Annotated in this window: 14 protein-coding genes and 1 pseudogene; 10 read left to right on the top strand and 5 right to left on the bottom strand. The window is 72.9% G+C overall.

Going from position 1 to position 22,589, the window contains the following annotated elements; genetic code table 11:
- Positions 1-695: 695 nt before the first annotated feature.
- The 5 genes from ME121_RS14970 to ME121_RS14950 all read left to right on the top strand — a co-directional run bounded on the left by ME121_RS14970 (position 696) and on the right by ME121_RS14950 (position 12,666).
- Complete coding sequence (locus tag ME121_RS14970) at positions 696-2,837, top strand: tellurite resistance TerB family protein (RefSeq protein ID WP_059409120.1); 2,142 nt, start codon at positions 696-698, stop codon at positions 2,835-2,837.
- Complete coding sequence (locus ME121_RS14965) at positions 2,834-4,174, top strand: ATP-binding protein (RefSeq protein ID WP_059409091.1); 1,341 nt, start codon at positions 2,834-2,836, stop codon at positions 4,172-4,174. The genes ME121_RS14970 and ME121_RS14965 overlap by 4 nt, the downstream gene beginning before the upstream one ends.
- Positions 4,171-6,489, top strand: a complete 2,319-nt coding sequence (locus ME121_RS14960; RefSeq protein WP_059409090.1) for a DEAD/DEAH box helicase — start codon at positions 4,171-4,173, stop codon at positions 6,487-6,489. The genes ME121_RS14965 and ME121_RS14960 overlap by 4 nt, the downstream gene beginning before the upstream one ends.
- A 130-nt stretch (positions 6,490-6,619) precedes the next feature.
- Positions 6,620-9,268 (top strand): PD-(D/E)XK nuclease family protein, encoded by a 2,649-nt coding sequence (locus ME121_RS14955; protein WP_179240030.1) that lies wholly within the window; start codon positions 6,620-6,622, stop codon positions 9,266-9,268.
- Complete coding sequence (locus tag ME121_RS14950) at positions 9,268-12,666, top strand: UvrD-helicase domain-containing protein (RefSeq protein ID WP_059409088.1); 3,399 nt, start codon at positions 9,268-9,270, stop codon at positions 12,664-12,666. The genes ME121_RS14955 and ME121_RS14950 overlap by 1 nt, the downstream gene beginning before the upstream one ends.
- A gap of 144 nt (positions 12,667-12,810) precedes the next feature.
- Here ME121_RS14950 and ME121_RS14945 read toward each other — a convergent pair whose 3' ends face one another.
- The 4 genes from ME121_RS14945 to ME121_RS14930 are packed head-to-tail and all read right to left on the bottom strand — an operon-like array spanning position 12,811 to position 15,372.
- The gene (locus tag ME121_RS14945; RefSeq protein WP_059409087.1) at positions 12,811-13,296 is read right to left on the bottom strand and encodes a M67 family metallopeptidase; all 486 of its coding nucleotides are present in this window, start codon (positions 13,294-13,296) and stop codon (positions 12,811-12,813) included.
- Positions 13,293-14,300 carry a ThiF family adenylyltransferase gene (locus tag ME121_RS14940; protein WP_059409086.1) on the bottom strand — a complete coding sequence of 336 codons (1,008 nt, stop codon included), beginning with the start codon at positions 14,298-14,300 and terminating at the stop codon, positions 13,293-13,295. The genes ME121_RS14945 and ME121_RS14940 overlap by 4 nt, the downstream gene beginning before the upstream one ends.
- Positions 14,258-15,007, bottom strand: coding sequence for a ubiquitin-conjugating enzyme E2 variant (locus tag ME121_RS14935; protein WP_491892839.1), 750 nt, complete (start codon positions 15,005-15,007; stop codon positions 14,258-14,260). Before ME121_RS14935 ends, ME121_RS14940 begins: the two co-directional genes overlap by 43 nt.
- A 2-nt stretch (positions 15,008-15,009) precedes the next feature.
- Positions 15,010-15,372, bottom strand: coding sequence for a hypothetical protein (locus ME121_RS14930; protein ID WP_059409084.1), 363 nt, complete (start codon positions 15,370-15,372; stop codon positions 15,010-15,012).
- 164 nt (positions 15,373-15,536) lie between these two features.
- On the opposite strand from ME121_RS14930, the gene ME121_RS14925 reads away from it, so the two are divergent.
- Together ME121_RS14925 and ME121_RS14920 are read left to right on the top strand one after the other, a co-directional pair.
- Positions 15,537-16,484, top strand: a complete 948-nt coding sequence (locus ME121_RS14925) for a WYL domain-containing transcriptional regulator (RefSeq protein WP_089231645.1) — start codon at positions 15,537-15,539, stop codon at positions 16,482-16,484.
- Positions 16,485-16,523: 39 nt separating this feature from the next.
- Positions 16,524-16,916: a YnfA family protein gene (locus tag ME121_RS14920; protein WP_245337865.1), complete on the top strand. Its 393-nt coding sequence runs from the start codon at positions 16,524-16,526 to the stop codon at positions 16,914-16,916.
- Positions 16,917-17,051: 135 nt separating this feature from the next.
- Here ME121_RS14920 and ME121_RS14915 read toward each other — a convergent pair.
- Positions 17,052-17,541: pseudogene (locus ME121_RS14915) on the bottom strand (HAD-IC family P-type ATPase); the annotation flags it as partial.
- A 298-nt stretch (positions 17,542-17,839) separates the two neighbouring features.
- On the opposite strand from ME121_RS14915, the gene ME121_RS14910 reads away from it, so the two are divergent.
- The 3 genes from ME121_RS14910 to ME121_RS14900 all read left to right on the top strand — a co-directional run bounded on the left by ME121_RS14910 (position 17,840) and on the right by ME121_RS14900 (position 22,577).
- Complete coding sequence (locus ME121_RS14910) at positions 17,840-18,865, top strand: IS110 family RNA-guided transposase (RefSeq protein WP_059409082.1); 1,026 nt, start codon at positions 17,840-17,842, stop codon at positions 18,863-18,865.
- Positions 18,866-19,614: 749 nt separating this feature from the next.
- Entirely contained in the window at positions 19,615-22,197 is a 2,583-nt protein-coding gene (locus ME121_RS14905; RefSeq protein WP_059409081.1) for a PAS domain S-box protein, read from the top strand.
- Entirely contained in the window at positions 22,194-22,577 is a 384-nt protein-coding gene (locus ME121_RS14900) for a response regulator (protein WP_059409080.1), read from the top strand. Before ME121_RS14905 ends, ME121_RS14900 begins: the two co-directional genes overlap by 4 nt.
- Positions 22,578-22,589 lie beyond the last annotated feature (12 nt).

Below are 22,589 nucleotides of genomic sequence, written 5' to 3'. Positions count from 1 at the left end.
TCTCCGGTCAAGCGTCGGGAGAGTCCAGGGCCAACGCGCCGAACCCCGCCGCCGAGCCACGATCGCAAGCGCCGGCGACTTCGAGCCAGTCCCCGGCCCCCGCCTTCCCCCTCGCCACGCTCGCGCTGGTCGGCGCCATCGTACCCGGCGCCCTGCTGGCCGCCTGGGGCGTGCGCCGCAGACGCCGCCAATTGGTCCCGTCCACGCCAGAGACCATCGACGCCGGGCTTCGGGACGGCGAGCCGGCTCCATCGACCGGCCTGCCGCGCGAGGCACCCGTGGGTTTGCGCGCTGCACGGCCGGCGGCCTCGAACCACGTCGCCGTCATTCCCGAACCGAGGACGCCGATGGCCGACCCGAGCCCGATGACGGGGCTCGTCGGCTCGACGGAGGTCCCGGCGCCGGACGCCGTCGCCGATCCGCCGGCGGATGATCCCATTGAAGCGACGGATCGATCCGGCGCGATCGATCCCGGACAGGGATCCGGAGAGCCGCCGCGCGCCGGTCCGGCGCCTGCCTCGAACCATTTCGTCGCGCGATCGCCGGAGACGGCCGACGACCGCTCGTGCCACCCGCCGGCCATCGCCCCGCGTTCCCCGGATGCGGCCGCGCCACCCCGGGCATCCGAACCCGCGACGCGTCCATCGAAGCACAGGCTTGCCGGCGACCGGACGTGGGTCCCCGCCGGCGTCGGCGTGGCCGTCGCGGGCCTGACCCTTCCCGGGCTCGTCTACGTCGGCAGGACCTTGCCGCCGGCCAAGGGGGGCGAACAGAACGACAACTGCCTGGTCGACCCCGGGCTCGCCGTCCCCAGGACCACCTCCGACACCGCCGGCCGGCACCTGGAATACTGCCCGTCCTACGGGAGCATGAAGCCTTCGTCCCGTCGGGCCTACCTCGAATGGCTGGCCGGCGACCGGGCCGCTCCGGGGACGCCCATCGGCTACGTGTTCCTGTACCTTTACGGGCTCGAACGGCGCGGGGTGCTCGAAGGATCGGCCGAGGACAGGCCCGCCATCCGAGCGGAAGTCGAGCGGCTCCTCTCGGTCTACGGCGACAACGGCTCGTTCCGCCACTACGCGAGCTGCCTGCTGGCGGCGCTGGACGCCCTGTCGCTCGTGCCCGGGACGGATCCGGCGCCGGTCTTCGAGCCCAGCGGCTACGAGCTGCCGCTGTCGGTGCGCTTCGCCGTCGGCTCCCGCATCCGCGACGGCAAGCCGGTCGAGGGCGTCTGGCTGCTGGCATGGACGATGTCCCACCCCGAGACGCGCGTGCGCACGCCGGCGCGCCGCGCCTTCGACCGCGTCAGGGACGAGTTCGTGGCGGAGTTCGAGCGCCGGCATCCGTCCGGCGGCCTGCCGATCAAGTGGCGCAAGGGCGCGCCGTCCCCGGCCTTGTACCGGGCGGCGAGCCGGACCTTCGAGGTCGACCTCGCGCTCTTCGGGTCCGAGCGGATGCCCGACCTCGCGCGTCACGCGGACGCGCTCGCCCTCGGGCGCGAGCTGCTCGACCTGAGCTCCGACCGGTTGGACGCCTACAGCCGACACCTGGGCAAGGAGGCGGGCCGAGCGTCCCCCTTCTCGCTCCAGGCCCTGGCCCTGTTGCCGGCCGGCCAGCGCGAGCGCGCGGCGGACGCGCCGGCCGCCGCCCACCTCTCGTGGCTGCGCGAGCGGGCGGAGGCGTGCGCCCCGGTGCCGCTGGCCGAGCTGGGCAGGCGCGTGGCCGGGCGGTCCGATGCGGGAGCCACCGCCGCCAAGCCGCGGGAGCTGGCCGACGTCCTGTGCCGCTTCGGGATCGGCCTGATCCCCGACCCCCGCTTCCCTGTCCGAGCCCCGGCGGCGGACGTGACGCTGTTCGCGTTGACCGGGCCTCGGGACGCCGTGGACGCCCCGTCCGCGGCTTACGAGGCTGCGTTCCTCACCCTGTCCGTCGGCATGCTGATGGCCCGCGCGGACGGCGTCGTGACCGAGGACGAACGCGCGGTCCTGCGCGACCTGGCTTCCGATGCGCCGGGCCTCGGCCCGGACGAGCGCTTGCGGCTGGGTGCCGACGCATCGTGGCTCGAAGCCCACCCGACCGAGCTCACCTCGATGCGCGCCCGGCTCGCCGGGCTGGACCCGGAGCGGAAGCGGGCCGTCGCCGACACGCTCGTGCGCGTGGCGTCCAGCGACGGCCGCCACCACCGGGCCGAGATCGCGCTGCTGGAGAAGGCGTTCCGTCAGATGGGCCTGGACCTCAACGGCTTGTACTCGGCGCTGCACGGGGCCGCGCCGGCGGCGGCGCCGGACGGGCCCGTGCTCGTCGCGCGCGGCCCGGCGCGCGAGGCGGCCTTCCTCATCCCCGGCGGTCCCGAGGACGGGCGGGAGCCGTCGGGCCGTGCGGCCGCCGACGCGTCCCGACGGGCGGAACGGGGACCGCCCGCGCCGGCGGGACGCGTCGATGCGGAGCGCCTGGCCGCCATCAGGTCGGAAACCGAGGCGGTGAGCTCCGTCCTCGCCGGGGTGTTCGACCTGGACGCCGACCCGATCCGTGAGGCGCAGGGGGCGCCCCCCGAGGCCGAACCGGCCCCGATGGCCGGCCCCGGGGCCCCCGACGGCGGGTTCGATGGCCTCGACGCCCGGCTCGCCGGCCTGATGCGCGCCCTCGCGGGGCGCCCCGAGTGGCCGAGGGACGCGTTCGACCGCCTGGCCCGCGAGCGCGGGCTGATGCCCGGCGCGGCGATGGAGGACCTCAACGCGTGGTCCTTCGACCGATTCGACGAGCCGCTCGTCGAGGAGGGCGACCCGGTCCTCGTGAACGTCGGCCTGATCCCGGCCCACCTTTTGGAAACAGCATGACCGTCACCGTCACCAAGCCCGCGCCGAACATCAGGCCCCGGGACCGCGACACCATCGTCAACGCACTGCGGGCGGGGGTCGTGCCGCGCCTGGGCCTGCAGCACATCCAGGTGGGGCGCCGAAGGGAGATCGAGGCGCTCCTCGCGGACGTCTCGCGGGTCGCCGACGGCGGCGCGGCGTTGCGTTTCGTCGTCGGCGAGTACGGTGCGGGGAAGACGTTCTTCCTCTTCCTGGTGCGCCAGCTCGCGCTGGCCAAGAACCTGGTGGTGATGCAGGCCGACCTCGCCCCGGACCGCCGGCTCCACGCGACGGGGGGCCAGGCGCGGCTGCTGTACGCGGAGCTCGCCCGGAACCTCGCGACCCGCGCGGCGCCCGACGGCGGGGCCATGCGCAACGTCCTCGAACGTTTCGTCGCCAAGGCCGTCGAGGACGGGAAGCGCACCGGGCGCGCGACCGAGGACGCGATCCGGGCCGGCCTCGCCGAGTTGCAGGAACAGGTGGGAGGCTACGACTTCGCCACCGTGGTCGCCGCCTACGCCGCGGCCCACGAGGACGGCGACGAGGCGCGGCAGGCGAACGCGCTGCGCTGGCTGCGGGGCGAGTACGCGACGCGGACCGAGGCGCGCCAGGATCTCGGCGTCCGCGGCATCATCGACGACGGGAACGTCTACGACAGCCTGAAGCTCCTCGCCCGCTTCGTACGCCTCGCCGGCTATGCCGGGCTGTTCGTCTGCCTCGACGAGCTCGTGAACCTCTACAAGCTCCAGAGCCCCCAGGCCCGCAACCAGAACTACGAGCAGATCCTGCGCGTCCTCAACGACGTCCTCCAGGGCACGGTCGAGGGCCTGGGGTTCGTCCTCGGCGGGACGCCGGAGTTCCTGCTGGACACGCGGCGGGGCCTCTACTCGTACGAGGCGCTCCAGTCCCGGCTCGCGGGCAACAGCTTCGCGACGGACGGCCTCGTGGACCTGTCCGGTCCCGTGGTCCGGCTGCAGAACCTGACCCCCGAGGAGGTGCTGGTCCTGCTCGAACGCCTGCGGGACGTGTTCGCGGGCGGCGACCGGGCCCGCCACCTGGTCCCGGACGAGGCGCTGCACGCGTTCCTCGACCATTGCCGGGCCAGGGTGGGCGACGCCTACTTCCGCACGCCCCGCAACACTGTCAAGGCGTTCGTGGACCTCCTGGCCGTGCTGGACCAGAACCCGGGGGCGGACTGGCGCGAACGGCTCGGCGCCGTGGCCATACCCGAGGACGGCGCCGCCGACGCGTCGGCGCCCGCGGACGACGGCGACGGCGAGGCCGCGGGGACCGACGACCTCGCGCGCCTGCGGCTGTGACAGGCGCGCGGGCGCCGGGCGCCCACGTCGTCCCCGACGCGGCCTCGACGGCCTTCGAAGCCCTGGCCGAGCCGGTGCGCCGCTGGATCTGGCGGCAGGGCTGGACCGCGCTGCGCGAGGTCCAGGAGATGGCCGTCCCGGCGATACTGGCGGGCGGCGACGTGATCCTCTCGGCCCGCACGGCCGCGGGCAAGACGGAGGCGGCGTTCCTGCCGTTGCTGACGCGCGTCCTGCCGCGGCTGGACGGCGGGAGGCCCGGGTTCGCCATCCTCTACGTCTGCCCGCTGAAGGCGCTGATCAACGACCAGCACCGGCGCCTCGAAGGCCTGCTGCAGGCCTGCGACGTCCCCCTGCACCGTTGGCACGGCGACGTCCCGGCCGACGCGAAGCGCAAGGCGCGCGAGCGCCCCCAGGGCGTCGTGCTGATCACGCCGGAATCCCTTGAGGCGACGCTGGTCCGCCGCGGACCCGACGCGGCGCGGCTGTTCGGGGCGCTCGACGCGGTGGTGGTGGACGAGCTGCACGCCTTCGTCGGCACGGAGCGGGGCCGCCAGCTCCAGTCCCTCCTGACGCGCGTCGAGGTGGCCTGCGGGCGCGACCACGTCGACCGCGTCGGGCTGTCGGCCACGTTGGGCGACATGCGCCTCGCCCGGGAGGCGTTGCGGCCGGGCGCCCCGGATTCGGTCCGGCTCGTGGAGAGCCGCGAGGGCGGCGCCGACCTGCTGCTGCAGGTCCGCGGCTACGAGCGCCCGCCGCGCAATGGCACCGGGAGCGAAGCCGCGGACGCGCGTCGCGAAGGCGCCCCCGACGCCGACGGTCCGGAGCGCGCGGAACCCGTGAAGCCGGCCCCGGACGCGAACGGGGCCGACGAGCCGATCGCGTCTCACCTGTTCGAGGTGCTCCGCGGCCGCCGCAACCTCCTGTTCGCCGGATCCCGGCAGCGGGTGGAGGTGTATGCGGACCGCCTGCGCGCCCTCGCCGAGGACGCGCGGCTCCCCAACGAGTTCTTCGCCCACCACGGCAACCTCGCCAGGGCCGAGCGCGAGGCGGTCGAGACCCGCCTGCGCGAGGACGGCCGGCCGACGACCGCGGTGGCGACGACGACCCTGGAGCTCGGCATCGACATCGGCGACGTCGAGAGCGTCGCGCAGATCGGTCCGGGCCCATCCGTGTCGTCGCTCCGCCAGCGGCTCGGGCGGTCCGGCCGGCGGCCCGGCATGCCATCGGTCCTGCGCATCTACGTCGCCGAGGAGGCGGCGGGGCCGACGCTCCATCCGGCGGACCGGCTGCGCCTCGACCTCGTGCAGGCCGTGGCGACCGTCGACCTGCTCCTGGAGCGCTGGTGCGAGCCGCCGCGGGTGGGCGGGCTGCATCTCTCGACGCTCACGCACCAGGTGCTCGCGCTCGTCGCCCAGACGGGGGGCCTGCGGCCGGACGCCGCCTGGAGGACGCTCTGCGGGCGCGGGCCGTTTCGAAACGTCTCGCGCGACCTGTTCGTCGAGCTGCTCAGGGCGATCGCGCGTCCCGAGGCGGCCCTGGTCGAGATGTCGCCGGACGGCTTGCTGATGCTGGGGCCGGCCGGCGAGCGTCTCGCGGAGGGCCATCAGTTCTACGCCGTCTTCCAGACGGACGAAGAGTACCGGGTCATGGTCGTCGGCGGGAAGGTCCTGGGCACGGTGCCGCTCGACCTGACGCTGGCGCCCGGGCAGACGATCATCTTCAACGGCCGCCGATGGCGGATCGAGTCCCTGGACGCACGGGCCAAGGTCGTCGTGGTGGCTCCCACGAAGTCGGCGTTGCCGCCGAGGTTCGGCGGCGGATGGTCGGGCGTGCACGACGCCGTCGCCGCGGCGATGCGGCGATGCCTGTCCGGCACCGGGATGCCCGCCTACCTCGACGCCGGGGCCCGCGCGCTGCTCGACCAAGGCAGGGCGGCCTTCCTGGGGTACGGCCTCGACGGGACCTGCATCGTCGAGGTCGGGCGTGACTGCACGGTCCTGCCGTGGGTCGGCGCGGCCAAGCTTGAGACGTTGGCCTTGACGCTCCTGGCCCGCAACCTGCAGGCCACGCCCTACGGCCACGCCGTCGAGGTGCGGGGTTGCTCCGCGGGCGACCTGCGCGCCGTCCTCACCGACATCGCCGGCTCCCCGCCCCCCGACGCCGGCGCCCTTGCCGCCCTGGCGGCGAAGCCCGTCCGCGAGAAGTACGACGGCTACCTGACCGACGCCCTGCTCGCCCGGTCGCTGGCGGTCGAGCGGCTGGAGGCGGACGCCGTCCCCGACGTCGCGCGCCGCATCCTCGAACCCGGCGCCTGACGCGGTCGGCGCGGCCGACCGCGGCATCCGGGACACGGGACGCCCCCCGCACGCGTCGATCGGCGGCGCAAGCTTGACCATAAGGATCGCGTGCTCCGATAATGCCCGCAATCCGAGGTGGGGGTTGGCGATGGGGTTTCGCCGGACGGTTGTGGTCCACGGTCGCCTGGCCGTGGCGGACGAACGGCTGGCGGCGGCTCGCCGGGGCGAGCACGGCGTGCAGGTGCTGACCGTGGAGGCCCTGGCCGCGCGCCTCGCCGGCGGCTTCGCCCGCCCCATCGACGACGAGTCCCTCAGGGGGGCGCTCAAGGAGGCCCTGGACGAGGTCGAGATCGGCGAGCTCGACCCGATCAAGTCGCTCCCGGGCATGGTCGACGCCGCGGCGGAGACGCTGCGGAAGGCCTGGGCTGCCGGGTTCGCCCTGGACGGCGCGGGCCCCGGCCGCGTCGCGTCCCTCGCCAGGCTGGAGGCGGCCGTCGTCGGGAAGCTGCCGCCCGGTATGATGCGCCCCACCGACCTCGCCGCCGCCGCGACGGCCCGCGCCGCCCACGCCGGGCGCGTGCTCGGGCCGACGACCTTCCAGGGTATGGCGGACCTCGCGCCCTGCTGGCGAGGGGTCGCCGCGGCCCTGGCCCGGCACGTGGCGGTTTGCTGGGCCTCGGGGCCGCGCCCGGTTCCCGAATGGGTGCCGGCGGCGGCCCTGCGCGTCGTCGACGGGCCCCGCTCGGCGCCCGCGGTCGAGGTCTGCACCGCGGCGACGCCCCGCCACGAGGTGCTGGAGGCCTTCCGCTGGGCGAGGTGGCTGATGGCGACCGGCCGGGCCCGGCCGTCCGAGATCGCGGTGTCGTCCTGCAGGACGGAGGATTACGACGACGTCGTCCTCGCGCTCCGCGCGGAGGCGAACCTGGACGTGCGGTTCGTCCACGGGGTCCCTGCGACGGCGGTGCGCGAGGGGCAGGCGGCGGCGGCGCTCGCGGACATCCTGGTGAGGGGCGTCACGCAGGATGGCCTGCGCCGCCTCGCCGCGCTGCTGCGGCACGCCCCCGGGCCGTTCGCCGCCCTGCCGGAGGGATGGACGCGGATCCTGCCCCGCGAGGCCCCGCTTTCCGACCTCCCCGCCTGGGAGCGCCTGCTGGGCGGGGAGGGAGTGACCGGCCACCCGGAGGGTCCCGCGCTGGCCGCCGGGCTTCGCGCGATCCTGGCGCTCCTGGCCGCCGGGACCGCGGGGGCCGCCCGGGCGGGGGAGGCCCTGCTATCCGGGCTCGCGCTCCGGATCTGGCGGAAGGCCTTGCTGGAGGGGGCGCCCGCCGTGGTCGACCTGACGCTGTCACGGCAGCGCATCGACGACGACGCCGACGCCGGCACGTCGGTGGTCTGGGTGCCGGCGTCCTCCCTGGCGAGCGCCCCGCGGCGGTTCGTCCGGCTCCTCGGGCTGAGCTCGCGCGGCTGGCCGCAGGTGGCCACGGAGGACCGGCTGCTGTCGGACCATCTGGTCCCCTCGCACGTCCTGGATCCGCAGCCGCGCTCGGCCGTCGACCGGGGCGACTTCGACGCGATCCTCGCCACGAGCGCGGACGCCGTGGTGCTGTCGCGGGCCCGCCGCGGCGCCGACGGCCGGCTCCTCGGCCGCAGCCCTCTTCTGCGCGACCACCCCGACGGCGCGCACCTCGGGAGGAACCGCGTCCCCGAGCATGCCGCCGGCGAGGTCGACCGGCTCACGGCGCGGCCGGAGGAGTTCGCGTCCACGGCCCAGGCCCGGTCCGCCGCTTCCTGCTGGGCGTCGTGGGCCTCCCACTCCCCGACGCCGCACGACGGCCTGGTCCGGCCCGACCACCCCGTCATCCTGTCGGTGCTGGGCCGGGTGCACTCCGCCAACTCCCTGCGCAAGCTGCTGCGCGACCCCCTCGGTTTCGTGTGGCGCTACGGCCTCGGCCTCCAGGCCGCCGATTCCAGCCAGGAGACGCTGACGCTGGACGATCGCGCGTTCGGCAACCTCATGCACGAGGTGCTGGAGCTGGCGGTCGTCGCCCTTGAGGCGGGGGACGGGGCCGCGTCGTCCGAGGCCGCGCGGCGGGCGGCACTGGAGGGCGCGGTCCGGGCCGTGGCCGACGCGTGGGAGCGCGGGCGGGCGATCCCGCCCGCGGTGGTCTGGCGCCGGGTCCTCGACGACGTGTCGGTCGCGTCGTGGAGCGCGCTCACGCACCCCGACGACGCCTACGAGGGGCAGTCCAGCTGGGTCGAGGTGCCGTTCGGCGGCCGGGGCCCCAAGCGGGCCGGGGGCGCCGTCCCGTGGGATCCGGACCTGCCCGTGGAGATCCCGGGGACGGGCTTCCGCATCTCCGGCTACATCGACCGCCTCGACCTCTCGGGGGACCGCGCCTCGGCCCGCGTCCGCGACTACAAGACCGGCAAGCCCCGCGGGTCCGACGACGTGCTGGCCGGAGGCCGGGAGCTGCAGCGCTGCATCTACGGCTACGCCGCCCGGGTCCTGCTCGGCGGCGACGTGGCCATAGACGCCTCGCTTCACTACCCGCGCGAGCGGACCTGCATCGCCCTCGAACGCCCCGACGCGGCGCTGGCCGACCTGGCCCGGCACCTCGCGGCGGCCGGGCGAAGCCTCGGGGCGGGCAACGCCTTGCCCGGACCCGACACCGAGGCCGGGTGGAACGACCTCGCCTTCGCGCTGCCGGCCAACGCCGGCGAGGTGTACTGCCCGCGCAAGCGGGCGTCGGCGACGGCGGCGCTCGGCGACGCCGCCCTCGTTTGGGAAGCGCCCTGATGACCGTGCACGACAGGGCCTTGGCGGACGCGGGGCAGCGCGCCCTGGCCATCGCGCGGCACGACCGCTCCATGCTCGTCGAGGCCGGCGCCGGCTCCGGGAAGACGGCGGTCCTCTCCGGCCGGATCGCCATGATGCTGGCGTCCGGCGTCCCGCCGCGCGAGATCGCGGCGGTGACGTTCACGGAGCTCGCCGCGAGCGAGCTGCTGGAGCGGATCGGCGACGTCGTCCACCGCCTCCTCGCCGGGGAGGTCCCCGAGGAGTTGCGCTGCGTCCTGCCGCATGGCCTGACGCGGGAGCAGGAGGGGAGCCTGGCCGCCGCGCAGGGCCGGATCGACGAACTGGTGTGCACGACCATCCACGGGTTCTGCCAGCGGCTCGTGAAGCCGTACCCGGTCGAGGCCGACATGGACCCCGGGGCGCGCGTCGCCGACGACGCCGAGGCCGACGGCCTGTTCCGCGACATCCTGGACGGCTGGCTGCGCGAGACGCTCGCGGGCGGCCGATGCCTCGTGGCGGAGATGTTCCTCGCGGATCCCGTCGCCGCCGAGAAGGCGGTCGAGCGCGTCGCCGGCTGCCTGCGCGCGGGCCGCGCCGTGGGCCCGCCGCCCCCGGTGCCGTCGTCCCGCCTCGCCGAAGGCTTCGCCGAAAGCGTCGCGGCCTACGCCGCCTTCGTCGCGGCGTCGCCCGCCGAGGCCGAGACCGCGGCCGCCGCCGCGGCCTTCGGCGCGATGGCGTCCCGGACGCCGGCGCACGGCCCGGTCGGGGACGCGGAGCTCCTGGGCGTCCTGACGGCGAAGCCCGACCCGGCGCTCTGCACGTCGAAGGGCGCGTTCGCGGCCTACAAGGGCGGGAAGGGCAAGTGGCAGGCCGCGGTCCGGAGCGCCGGGCTCCCGAAGGTCGAGGCGGACAGGCTCCATGCCGCGGCCAAGACGCTGCACGGGGATTGCTGCGCCGCGTGGGACGGCATGCGGGCGTCCGCGGCGAGCGAGCTCCTGGCCAGGCTCGTGCCCCGGGTCCGGACGGTCCTCGACCGCTACCGGGAGCGCAAGCGGGCCGGCGGCCTGCTCGACTTCGACGACCTCGTCGAGGCCGCGGTGCGCCTGCTCCGGGACCACGAGCCGGTCCGGCAGGCGCTGGGGCAGCGGCACCGGCACGTGCTGGTGGACGAGTTCCAGGACACCGACCCGCAGCAGGCGATGCTGTTCTGGCTGCTGTGCGGGGAACGGCCGGAGGGGGCGCCCGCCGACGACTGGACGGCGCGCGTGCTGCGGCCCGGCGCCCTGTTCCTCGTCGGCGACCCGAAGCAGGCGATCTACCGCTTCCGCGGCGCCGACGTCTCGACCTACGTCCGCGCCCGCGAGCGGATCCTCGCCCGCTCGCCCGACGACGTCGTGCCGATCTCCACGAACTTCCGGTCCTGCCGGTCGATCCTCGCGTTCGTCGACCGGTGCTTCCAGGACATCCTGGCCAAACCCGGCCAGCCCGGGTTCGCCCCCCTCGCGGCGTTCCACGAGGACCACGACCGCGGCCCCTGCGTCGCCGCCCTCGACGTGCCCGGCCCGACGGACGGGACCAAGCGCAAGGCGGGCGCCCTTCGGGACGCCGAGGCGGAGGCGGTCGCCGAACTCTGCGCCCGCCTGATCGGGACGCAGCTGGTCACGTGCAAGACCCACGGCACGCGGCCCCTCCGGCCCGGCGACATCGCCCTGCTGGCGCCGAGCGGGAGCGACCTGTGGCGCTACGAGGAGGCGCTGGAGGCCCGGGGCGTCCCCGTGTCGACGCAGGCCGGCAAGGGCTTCTTCCGTCGCCAGGAGGTCCAGGACCTCATCGCCCTGACCCGCGTCCTCGCCGATCCGCGCGACACCCTGGCGCTCGGCGCCTTCCTGCGCGGGCCGACCGTAGGCCTGACCGACGAGGAACTGCTGGACCTGGTCCACGGCCTGCCGCGCGACCCGGACCGGCCGGACGCCGTGCCGCCCCTGCGCCTCGGGATGGACGTGGCCGACGTCGCGCACCCGGTCGCGCGCCCCGTCCTCGAACGCCTCCAGGCGTTGGCGCGGCAGGCGCTGGGGACCACGCCGCACGACATCCTCAGCCGGGCGGTCGACGCCGTCATGCTGAGGCCGGTCCTGGGCCGGCGTCACGACGGCCACGCCGAGCGCGCCCTGGCCAACGTCGACCTGTACCTTGAGATGTCCCGCCCGTACGCCGTGCGCGGACTGCGCGCGTTCGCCCGCGCGATGCAGGCCGCCTGGGACGGCCGGACCCGCGCGGTCGAGGGGCGTCCTGACGCCCAGGCCGAGGCCGTCTCCCTGTTCACCATGCACGCGTCGAAGGGCCTCGAATGGCCCGTGGTCATCCCGATCAACACCTCGACGCTCACGATCCCGGTGAGCGGCGCCTTGGTCGACCGCGCCTCGAACTGCCTCTACTGCCCGGTCTTCGGGGTGCGGCCGGCCGGCTACGACGCCGTCCTGGCCGCCGAGGACCGCGAGGTCGGGAACGAGCGCGTGCGGCTCTGGTACGTGGCCGCGACCCGCGCGCGCGAGACCCTGGTGATCCCGCGGTTCCCCGACCCGGCCCACGACGACGCCTGGGCCTCGGTCGTCGGCCTGGGGCTGGACCGGCTGGCCGCCATCGACATGGACCGGCTTCCGCCCCCGGGCGCGAGGACCGGCCCCGCGGGTCGCAACGCCCAGACGCGCGAGAGTTTCGCGGAGGAGGCCGCGCGGGTGGCAGGCCACCGCCGGTTGAGATGGGTCGTGCCGAGCCGCCACGAGGGCGACGAGGCCGCAGCCGGCGCGCCCCCCGACATCGAGGCGCCCGTCGCGCCGCCCGGCCCCGCGGCGGCCATCCGCGGGAGCCGCGATCGCGGGCTGATCCTGCACAAGCTCATCGAGGAGCTGCTGACCGGCGAGACCGACGAGGGCGGCGATCTCGCGCTCCGCGCTTCCCAGCTCGCGATGCAGCTCGCCGTCCGGGACGTGGACCCCGACGAGGTGGCGGCCTGCGCGGCCCGGGCCTTGGCCGTGCCCGCCATCGCGGCCCTGCGCGCACGCCTCGTGCCGGAGCTGCCGGTGTACGCCTTGGAGGAACGCGACGGCGAGGACCACGCGACGGCCGGCATCGTCGACGCGATGGCCTACGACGAGTCCGGGCGGCCGGAGGTCGTCGTGGACTGGAAGAGCGACGTCGCGCCGACGGAGTCCGCGGTCGAGGGGTACCGGGGCCAAGTCCGGCGCTACATGGCCGCGACGGGCGCCGGCATCGGCCTGATCGTGTTCGCCACGGACGGGCGGGTCGTTTCGGTAGCTCCCCCGGCGGGGGCCCTGGCCGGGGCCGTACGCGAGGCGTGCCGCACCGAGACTCGGCCGTCACTCGCCGGCGGCGCATGATCCTCCCCGTCGCCTGACGTCGGGAGCCGGCAGCGGAGCCGGCCCGGCCTGCGCGGCCGGCCGAAGATCCGGGCGGCCAAGGCGGACACGGCGTCCCTCACCGCGACCCCGGCCGGCGCGGAGGACCCGGATCGCCATGGCCCGCTACGGCGTCACCTTGTCGACGACCTCGACCCCGACGGGGGCGACGCCCCTTGGCCGCCCGGCGCCGGGTGCCAGCCGCCAGGCTCCGGCGCGCCAACCGTCCGCCCCGCGGAACAGGATCATCATGGCCGGGTCGGGACAACCCAAGGGGGTGAAGCCAGCCAGCTTCGCCAGGGTCGCGACGTCCAACCGGCTCAACGCGGCGTCCGTGGCGTCCGGATGGGAATGCCAGTCCGCCAGGAACGCCGCGTCGCCGCCACGGTCCGCGAGCTCTCGGATCCGGCGATTCTGCCAGTCGTGGTCGACTTCGAGCCAGGTCCGGGCCCGGCGCGCGCCGGGCCCGGACCCGATGACGTGGCGTACGAACCGGTCGCCGCGGCCGTCCCGCGATCCGAGCAGGATCCCGCCCTCTTCGTGCGGCAGGGACGCGTCGGCCGCCGCGACGCAGAGTTCGAGAAGGCGTCGGGGGATGGCGAGACGGGTCAACCGCAGGCGCAGGCCGGATGGCGGTCGAATGGATCGAAGCGCCAGGCGGGCCTCCGGTCCTCGCCGACGAAGGTCAATGTCTCGACGAACGACGTCGCCGCCGCCGCGCGGAGGGTTCGGACCGCGACGCGCACCGCGTGCATCGACAGCTCGCCCAGGTCGTGCGAGGCTCCGGAGAAGGTCGCGTCGGCGCATCCGGGCAATCGAACCGCGTGCGCGTCCCCCCGCTCGCCGGACGGCCGCGCGATGGCGCCGGACCCGTAGTGGTGGAGCAGGCAGTTCGGGCAGCCACCCCCGGGCGCGAAACATGCCACGACGCCGCCCGTGAAGGCCGCCGTGCCGTAGGCGGAGATCAGCGGCGCACCCATGCTCCCGGCATGTCGGGCGAGCAGCCGCTCGACCTCGAACGAGGTGCTGCAGTCGACGACGAGATCGGCCTGGTTGAGGGCGGCGACGAACTCGCCCCCCTCCCCCTCGGCCGTCCGGAAGTCGAGGTTGCCGATCGGCATTCGAGCGACCGCCGTCCGCGTGGCCGCATGGTTGGCCGCGATGAAGTCGGCGAGGGCGTCGACCTTGAAGCGTCCCCATGCCGACTCGCCGAGCGGCCAGCGCACGGCATTGCCCGGCATGACGATGTCAAAGTCGGCCATCGCGATCGAACGCGCCCCGTTGCGCGCCAGGTCGAGGGCGACCGGGGCGCCGACGGCGCCGAGGCCGACGATCGCGATCCGCTTCCCCGCGATGACGCCCGCGGACGGCGAGCGTGAGCGGCGGTCGTCCAACCCCGCCCGCAACGTGCGGGCCGTGCCGGAATGGATCTGGTCAGCGCGGCCGTGCTCGAACGCCCGCCGGCTGCCCGTGCGGACCAGGAGGATCCAGGATAGGCCGCGCTCGCCGTGCGCGATCTCGGTCCTGCACGCCACGGCCGCGATGCGGGCGCGCAGACTGTCGGCGAGCGGGATCAGCCCTGTCGTGCCGGTGCCGGGCGACACGGCGCCGAACACGCGTTCGTATTCGTCCGGATGGGGTTCCTCGTCGAGCAGTCGCCACGGGACACGGATCGAACGCGCTGCGGAGAACTCCAGGGGAAGCGGACCGGCGTTCCGGGCGATCTCGCCGCCGCCGTCCAGGACCCCTTCCACGAACGCTCGCAGCGCGGGGGGCGGCCGGGCACCACCCCGACCCGCAAGGCCAACGTGCCGCCGGCATGGGTGCCCAATTCCCATCCCGACTCGATCACGAAGGCCGAGCCCGGCACGGCCAGCGCCGCCCACCAATCCTCCATGGGCTCGGCCACCGGCTCGCCGTCGGGGGTGCCGTCCAGGATCATCGGCAGCCGATCCTCGATGTAGGATGCGACTGACGTCTCCGGCTGCCAGGCATGCCGGTCGTGCGCCAGGAAACAGAGGTTGCCGTTCACCGGGTTGCAGTGGTTGCGCGGGCGATCCTCGACCCGCAGCATCCGGATCTCGGGTCGCGTCAGGGGAAAGCCGGGCGGGTAGATGATCGCCAGCGGAAGCGTGCGGCCCCGATGGTCCCACTCGTATCGGACGACCAGGAAGCCGGGCGGCGCGGTCTCGCGGCCGGCGCCGGTCACGCGCCCCCGCTCGCGCAGCCGGGCGAGCTCCCAGGTGAAACGGTCCGGCCAGGCCGCCCCGCACGGCGTGTCGCCGCCGACGGGGCCGCCCGACCGGGCCATGGGAACCGGCACGCTCATCCGACGCGACGCGGGGGGACCACCGGCGGGTTCCCGGGGCCGGGCGCGGGGGGAGTGGCCGGCGGCACGGGCTGACCGCCATGGGTGGGCGGGCAATCGCCGCCGTTCAGGGCATCGCGAATGTCGCGGTCGTCCTCGGCGATCCGCCGCTCGTCGGCGGCGATCGCCGCGTGCGCCTTCGTGGCAGCGTCCTCCTGGATGGAGCGACGGCGCGCGAGCTCGGCCATCTCGGCGTCGATCCGCGCCGTCTCCGAACGGGCGTCCAACTCGATCGCACGCTGCCGCTCGATGTCGGTCGCCGCCTCGACGATGTCCGCCGCATCGTGCTGAATCCGATCCTGCTTGTTTCCGTCCTGCATCGCCGCTCCTTTCGCCTCGCCGCCTATGTCACCTATGTCCGGATGACGCCGCCTCGCGCCGGTCGCCGGCATTCGTCCGTCGGTCGCCGCGCGGGAAACGGCGACCCGTCTAGTCCATAGATGGGTATCGTTGCTATACCCGTCAAGTAAGCGGAGGGGTGGACATGGCCGAGCCGGAGCGGCGCGTCTGGGCGAGGAACGTCCGGTACGAGTTCATGGAATGGAAGCTGTTCTGGGAAGGGCAGCTCAACCGCAGCGACCTGGAGGCGGCCTTCGACATCTCGACGCCGCAGGCCTCGGTCGACCTCAAGAATTACCGCGGCCTGGCGGAGGGCAACGTCGAGTACGACTCCACGGCGAAGTCGTTCGTGCCCGGCGCCGCGATCCGGCCCCGGTTCCTCGTGCCGTCGGCGGACAGGCTCCTGCTGCAGCTCCGGGCGCTGATGTCCGGGGCCCTCCCCCGGGACGTCGTGTGGTTCAAGACCTTGCCGGCGATCGACATGGCGCCGGACGTCGCGAGGCACGTCGATCCGGAGTGCCTCAGGCTGATCCTCGGCGCGATGCGGTCGCGCAGCGCCCTGCGGGTCCGCTACCAGTCGCTGACGAACTCGCGTTGGCGGGTCATCGCGCCGCACGCGCTCGCCTTCGACGGCGCGCGGTGGCACGTGCGCGCCTGGGCTTGCGACCACAAGGATTTCCGGGACTTCGTCCTGAGCCGGATCGACGAGTTCGGGGGGGCGGAGGCCGCCAGCTACGAGCCCGCCGACGACGTCGAGTGGCACACGACGATCACCTTGAGGGTTCTGCCGCATCCCGGCCTGACGGACGACCAGCGCCGGGCGATCGAGCGCGACTACGGGATGGTCGACGGCGCCAGGGAGGTGGAGGTGCGTCTGTCGATGGCCTTCTACTTCATCAAGCGCCACAACCTGGACCTGATCGACCTGCCGCCGGAGCGGGTCCAGTTGCGCCTGGAAAACCTCGCCGAGGTCGGCCTGCGGGTCGCCGCGGCAAAGGAGGAGACCCGCAGGCGGGTCATCCCGTCCGGCGGCGGCAGTCCCGCAGACGGTTTGAGCCATGTCGCGGACCCGCGGGATTCAAGCCCGGCATGAACCTTCCGAATGCGTCATGCACTGGGACGCGTCGATTCCGTGGATCCTGCCAACGCCCACGGGCCCCGGGATATGCTTTCGCGCGAAAAATTCCGCGCCACTATGCCAAGAGTTTCCCCAAGCAAGATTTTTGCCTTCAAGCCCTTCCGAGGGTTCGTGTTATCGAGCAAGTCTAAGGCTTCGGCTCGACAAAGCGCCATCGCGGCTCGCGCCCGGGTGATCTCGCTGGCGCTGTTGGCCTACTTGCTCACGCTCGTGGAAGGCGAGGCCGCCGGCCGCGCCGACGCGGCCTACGGCGGCATCTGCATCGTCGCGGCCATCCTCCGGCTCCGGGTCTTCGAGGGCCATCGCCGAGACCGGTGTGACGTTACCCGCGGCTTGGTATGCCTGCCCGGCGGTGCCCTCATCCTGTTCGCTCCGCGCGGTTCGTAGGCCGCCGGGCCGCCGACTCGAAGCGCCGCGGCGGGCGCGACCATGGACAGTCCCCGCCGTTGATGCCGGCGCCTCGTCAGCGAGGCACCATGGTCGCATGAGGGCCATGGATGGCAGCCCCCGGTGGGCCGCCGGTCAGATTCGTGCACGCCGAAGCCGCAGAGCGTTGCCCGTCACAGGAACGGTCGCCCCGGTGTCGGCCAGGATCGCCGGCCGCAGGCCGGTGATGCCGGCGATGGCCGGCACCGGGACAACCAGCTTCAGGCCGATGGCGATGCCCGCCCGGATGTTGCCGAGCGTGGAACGGGCGAGCGCGACCATGCGGGCCACGTCCGCGGCCCGCCCGTGCAGGATCGCGGCATCAGCGGACTCCAACGCGACGTCCGTGCCGCCGCCCATCGCGATCCCGACATCGGCGGCCGCCGGCGCCGGGGCGTCGTTGATGTCATCGCCGACCTTCGCCACGACGGCGCCCGCGCCCTGCAGCTCGCGCACGATGCGCAGCTCGTCCTCCGGCAGGAGCTCGGCCCGGGCCCCGATGCCGGAGCGCGCTGGCGACGGCCTGGGCCGTGCGGGCATTATCGCCGGTCAGCATGATGGCGCCTGCGCCCGCGGCCGCGGCCGCGACGCTGTCGGCTGCATCGACGGCATGAACCTGAAAGATGCTCTTGGCCAGATGGATGCCGACAGTGGTGATCTCCATGGGGATGGCTCCTGCACCTGCGTGGCTGCGGATTCGGTAGCAACCACATCTTGGCACCGACATGCCGTCAGTCGGAGCGGGAGCCATCCACATGGGGTAATCGCGGGAGCGAGTCGCCCTGATGCAGTCACGCTATGGAAGCTGGTGGCTGTTCCCCGATTTGATGGAAGTACGGGCTCACGACCGAACGCCGGGCCCAAGCATCTGACGGAGAACAGCCATGGACGAGTATATCGGCCTCGACGTGTCGATGAAAGAGACGGCGGTTTCCATTCGGCGGAATGGCAAGCGCATCTGGCGCGGCAAGTGCACGTCCGATCCCGCCAGTATTGGCGCCTTGCTGCGCAAGCATGCGCCGTCTACCAAACGCGTGATCTTCGAAACCGGGCCTCTGTCTGTGTGGTTCTATCACGCGCTCTGCGCACAGGGTCTTCCGGCCATTTGCATCGATGCCCGCCATGCCAAGGCCGCGCTCGACATGGCGGCAAACAAGACGGACGCCAATGACGCGGACGGCTTAGCGCATCTGGCGGAGGTCGGCTTCTATCGTGAGGTCCGCGTCAAAGGCTTCGACAGCATGTTGACCCGGACGCTGGTCGCAGCGCGAACCAGGTTGGTCCGGATCTTGACCGAGCTTTCCAATCAGATCCGGGGATTGATGAAAACCTTCGGCCTGGTCGTCCCCGCGGGCAAAGGAAGCCGGTTCGAAGAGCATGTCCGTGAGTTGCTGGTCGATCAGGTGGGCCTCGCTGCCATCGTCCTGCCTGTCCTGGAGGCCTGGAGCAGTATCCGCCTGCGTGCATCTGAGCTCGGACGTCAACTGATCGCCCGGGCACGCCACAGCGAGGCATGCCGGCTTCTGATGTCGATCCCCAGCGTCGGGACGATGACAGCGACCGCCTTCACAACTGCGATTGAGGAGCCGAGCAACTTCAGGAAATCCCGCTCTGTGGGCGCCTGGCTCGGTCTCACGACCCGACGTTACCAGTCAGGTCAGGTCGACTATGATGGCCATATCTCCAGGCGCGGCGATCGCCACGTGCGCAGCCTGCTCTATGAAGCGGCAACGGTGATCCTCACCCGCAGCTCAGCCGAAAGCGGGCTACGGACTTGGGGGCTCGCTCTCAAGGCACGGGTTGGCTTCAAGCGTGCTGCTGTCGCCGTCGCCCGCAAGTTGGCGGTAACGATGCACGCCATGCTGAAGTCTGGCGAGCGATTCGACCCCACCGCCGGAGTGATCGCCTGATCTGACGAGCGGATCGCGTTCGCGCGGCGAGCACACAGGTCTGTCCTTGCCGGGACGTGGGCAGAGCCATTCCGCCTGATGGGGTGCACCCGCTGCCTCAGCGAAGTGCGGCATCCACATTGGAAGGCTCCTCCCGCGAAGCTCCAGCATGCGGCGGCTCCTGCCGACCGCGAAGACGACCCTGCACCCGGCATACGGTCACGATCACCGCAGAAAAAGCTTGCGTTCCGCCCCGCGATTAAACGACTCCATCTGCTTCCGGGAGGCTGCCGGCTTCATCTGACTTCCGGCACTCGGCGCAAAGCCGAACGACAGGTTTCGCGCGCCCGGCGATCCGCTATGGCGTAGTCTCGCCAAAAGCCGTCGGTCTGCTTCGGAGAGGCCACGCCGGACAAGCGGACCGACCTCTATCGACCCAACACGGTGGTGCGGGTGTCCACCGGAGCATCCCAAAAGCAGCCATCCGCGGGCCACATGGCAACTCCGACGTGGATCAGAGAGCCATCGTAAAGCGCTGAACCGAACGCCGCAGTGACGTTGCGATGGCCCTTCGCTATCAGCGCGCTCAAAGGACGACATTATTCGCCGGGGGGCGGGCGTAGTTTCAAATGAACAACGATCTGCATGGCCTCTCGCGCGAGGAACTTGAGGCAGAGGTCCTGCGCCTTCGGGCGGAGCGAGGCGAGCGGACCGCTCACGGCGCAGAAGCGTTCAGCCGGCGTGACCACTCTCCTGTATCTGATGCCGACGTGCTGTTCTCCGCCGTCGACAAGACCGGCCTGCCGATGATCCTCACGGATCCCAACCAGGACGACGACCCCATCGTCTTCACCAACCGCGCCTTCCTCGACCTCACGGGTTACGGGATCGACGAGGTCGTCGGTCGCAACTGCCGGTTCCTCCAGGGTCCGGCCACCGAGCCCAACCACGTCGACGAGATCCGCGCGGCGTTGCGCGACAACCGCGACCTCACCATCGAGATCACCAACCATCGCCGGGACGGCACGCCCTTCGTCAACGCCCTGTTCATCGGACCCGTCTTCGACGGCGAGGGCCGCCTGCGCTACCGCTTCGGCAGCCAGATCGACGTCACCGAGGCGCACCGCAACCGGCGCCGTCTCGCCGAGAGCGAGGCGCGCCAGCGCGCGATCTTCGACAGCGCGAGCGAGATGGCCATCGTCGTCACGGACACCGCGGGCAAGGTGACCGACTGGAACGTCGGGGCCGAGCGCATCCTGGGCTGGTCGGCCGAGGAAATGCGCGGGCAGACCGTCGAGCGGATCTTCACGCCCGAGGACCGGGCCGCCGGCCGCGCGCGGCAAGAGATGGCGCTCGTCCTCGACGAGGGGCATGCCAAGGACGTGCGCTGGCATCTGCGCAAGGACGGCGGCCGGTTCTACGCGGTCGGCGACATGACCTCGTTACGGGGGCTCGACGGGACGCACCAGGGTTTCGTCAAGGCGTTCAGCGACCGCACGCAGGAGCGCAACGCCGCCACGAAGGAACAGGCCGACGCCGAGTTCATGCGCAGCGTCCTGGCATCCTCCGCCGACTGCATCAAGGTGCTCGACCTCGACGGCGGACTGACCTTCATGAGCGAGGGCGGCCAGAAGGTGATGGAGGTCAGCGACTTTAATCACATTAAGGGCTGCCCATGGCCGAGCTTCTGGCAGGGCCAGGGGAATGCCGATGCGCTCGCGGCCCTGGCCACGGCCCGGGACGGCGGGATCGGCCACTTCCAGGGGGGCGCGGACACCTTCCTCGGCAACGCCAAATGGTGGGACGTCCAGGTGACGCCGATCTTCGGCGCCGACGGGCGGCCGGAGCGGATCCTGTCCGTCTCGCGCGACATCACCGAGCGGAAGACGTTCGAGGAACGCCTCGCGGCGAGCGAGGCGCATTGGCGCGACCTGTTCGAGCGCCTGAGCGAGGGCTTCATCGTCGGTGAGGTCGTGCGCGATCCCGCCGGTCGCGTCGCGGATTGGCGCTACGTCGACGTCAACTCCGCCTGGGGCCGGCTCGTCGGCATGGCGTCGGACAGTGTGGTGGGGCGTACGATCCGCGAGGTATTCCCGGGCATCGAGGACGCCTGGGTCGATGAGTTCGCCGACGTGGTCGAGACTGGGGAGCCGGTGACGTTCGTCCGGCAGGTCGGCACTCTGGCGCGGTGGTACGAGGGCCGGGCCTTCCCGCTCGGGAGCGAGCGCTTCGCCGTGATCTTCCTGGAGGTGACGGAGCGGATGCAGGCCGATGCCCGGCGCAGCGGCCTCCTGGAGTTCGGGGAGCGGCTGCGGAGCGCCATCGGCACCGACGCGATCGCGATGGCGGCCGCCGCCATACTCGGGCGCGTGCTCGGCGTTGGCCGGGTGGGCTACGGCACCGTTGGCTCGGACGGCGAGAGCTTCGTGGTCGAGGAGGACTGGACCGCGGCGGGTTTCCCGACGCTGGCCGGCCGCTACCGCATGGACGATTACGGCCTCTACGCCGAGGACCTCCGGCAAGGACGGACGGTCGTCATCGGCGACGTGCGCGAGGACCCGCGTACCGCCGCCTCCGCCGTGACCTTGGAGGCGGTCTACGCGCGCACGCTGGTCAACGTGCCCATCGTCGAGAAGTGTAGGACGGTGGCGGTGCTGTACGTGAACGACGACCGCCCGCGTTCCTGGGGCGAACCGGAGGTCGCGTTCATCCGCCAGATCGCCGAGCTTACTCGCCAGGCCGTCGAGCGGCGGCGCGCGGAGGAGCGCCAGGACCTGCTGAACCACGAACTCTCCCACCGCCTCAAGAACACGATGGCGATGGTCGTGAGCATCGCGCACCAGACGCTGCGCTCCGTGTCGGAACGCGGACCGGTCGAGGCGTTCGAGAAGCGCATCCAGGCGCTGGCCTCGGCCCACGACCTCCTGCTGCGCAAGGACTGGACGGCCGCCGACCTGCGGAGCGTCTGCCGGGAGGTTCTGGGCAACGCGGCCGAGGCGCGGCGCTTCACGCTCGATGGCCCCGACGTGGCGCTCGGCCCCAGTGCCGCGCTGTCGGCGTCGCTGCTGCTCCATGAACTGGCGACCAACGCGGCCAAGTACGGCAGCCTGTCCGGCGAGGAGGGCGAGGTCGAGGTGCGGTGGTGGATCGACGGCGATGCGGGAGAGCCGGGGTTGGTGCTGCGGTGGCGCGAGCACGGCGGCCCTCCCGTGGTGGCCCCGACGCGGCGCGGCTTCGGATCGCGCCTGATCCGGACCGGCCTGGTGGGAACGGGCGAGGTCGACGTGACCTATCATACCGCGGGGCTCGTGGCGGCGATGCGTGCGCCGCTGGTCGAGGTGCAGCGTCTATGACAGCGAGACAGCCGGACGGAGCGAACCCGAAGCCGGTCGTGCTGGTGCTCCAGGACGAGCCGATCCTGGCGGGGATCATGCGGGATTTCGTCGAGGAGGCGGGATGCGACGCGGTCGTGGTGCGCACCGCCGAGGCGGCGGTCCGCACCCTGGAGGGGCGCACGGACATCCGGGTCGTGTTCGCGGACCTCGACGTTCGCGGCTCGACCACGGGGCTGAAGCTGGTGGCGATGATCCGCGACCGGTGGCCCCCCATCGAGCTGGTCCTGACGGGCGCCCTGGCGCCGGACATCGACGCCATCCCGGCGCGGGGCGTGTTCTGCGACAAGCCCTTCCGGGAGAACAAGGTCACCTCCGCCATCCGCGGCTTCGCCGCCTGAGCGCGTAAACCG

Origin of the sequence: Methylobacterium sp. ME121, from assembly GCF_000974725.1 — a bacterium.
Classification (GTDB): domain Bacteria; phylum Pseudomonadota; class Alphaproteobacteria; order Rhizobiales; family Beijerinckiaceae; genus Methylobacterium; species Methylobacterium radiotolerans.
Note: the sequence above shows the minus strand (reverse complement) of the source record. Positions and strands in the feature narration are given on the sequence as shown.

Coding starts and splice junctions, on each gene's coding strand:
- ME121_RS14950 (WP_059409088.1), top strand. CDS start 9,268: ATGACCGTGCACGACAGGGCCTTGGCGGACGCGGGGCAGCGCGCCCTG.
- ME121_RS14925 (WP_089231645.1), top strand. CDS start 15,537: ATGGCCGAGCCGGAGCGGCGCGTCTGGGCGAGGAACGTCCGGTACGAG.
- ME121_RS14910 (WP_059409082.1), top strand. CDS start 17,840: ATGGACGAGTATATCGGCCTCGACGTGTCGATGAAAGAGACGGCGGTT.
- ME121_RS14965 (WP_059409091.1), top strand. CDS start 2,834: ATGACCGTCACCGTCACCAAGCCCGCGCCGAACATCAGGCCCCGGGAC.
- ME121_RS14955 (WP_179240030.1), top strand. CDS start 6,620: ATGGGGTTTCGCCGGACGGTTGTGGTCCACGGTCGCCTGGCCGTGGCG.
- ME121_RS14900 (WP_059409080.1), top strand. CDS start 22,194: ATGACAGCGAGACAGCCGGACGGAGCGAACCCGAAGCCGGTCGTGCTG.
- ME121_RS14930 (WP_059409084.1), bottom strand. CDS start 15,372: ATGCAGGACGGAAACAAGCAGGATCGGATTCAGCACGATGCGGCGGAC.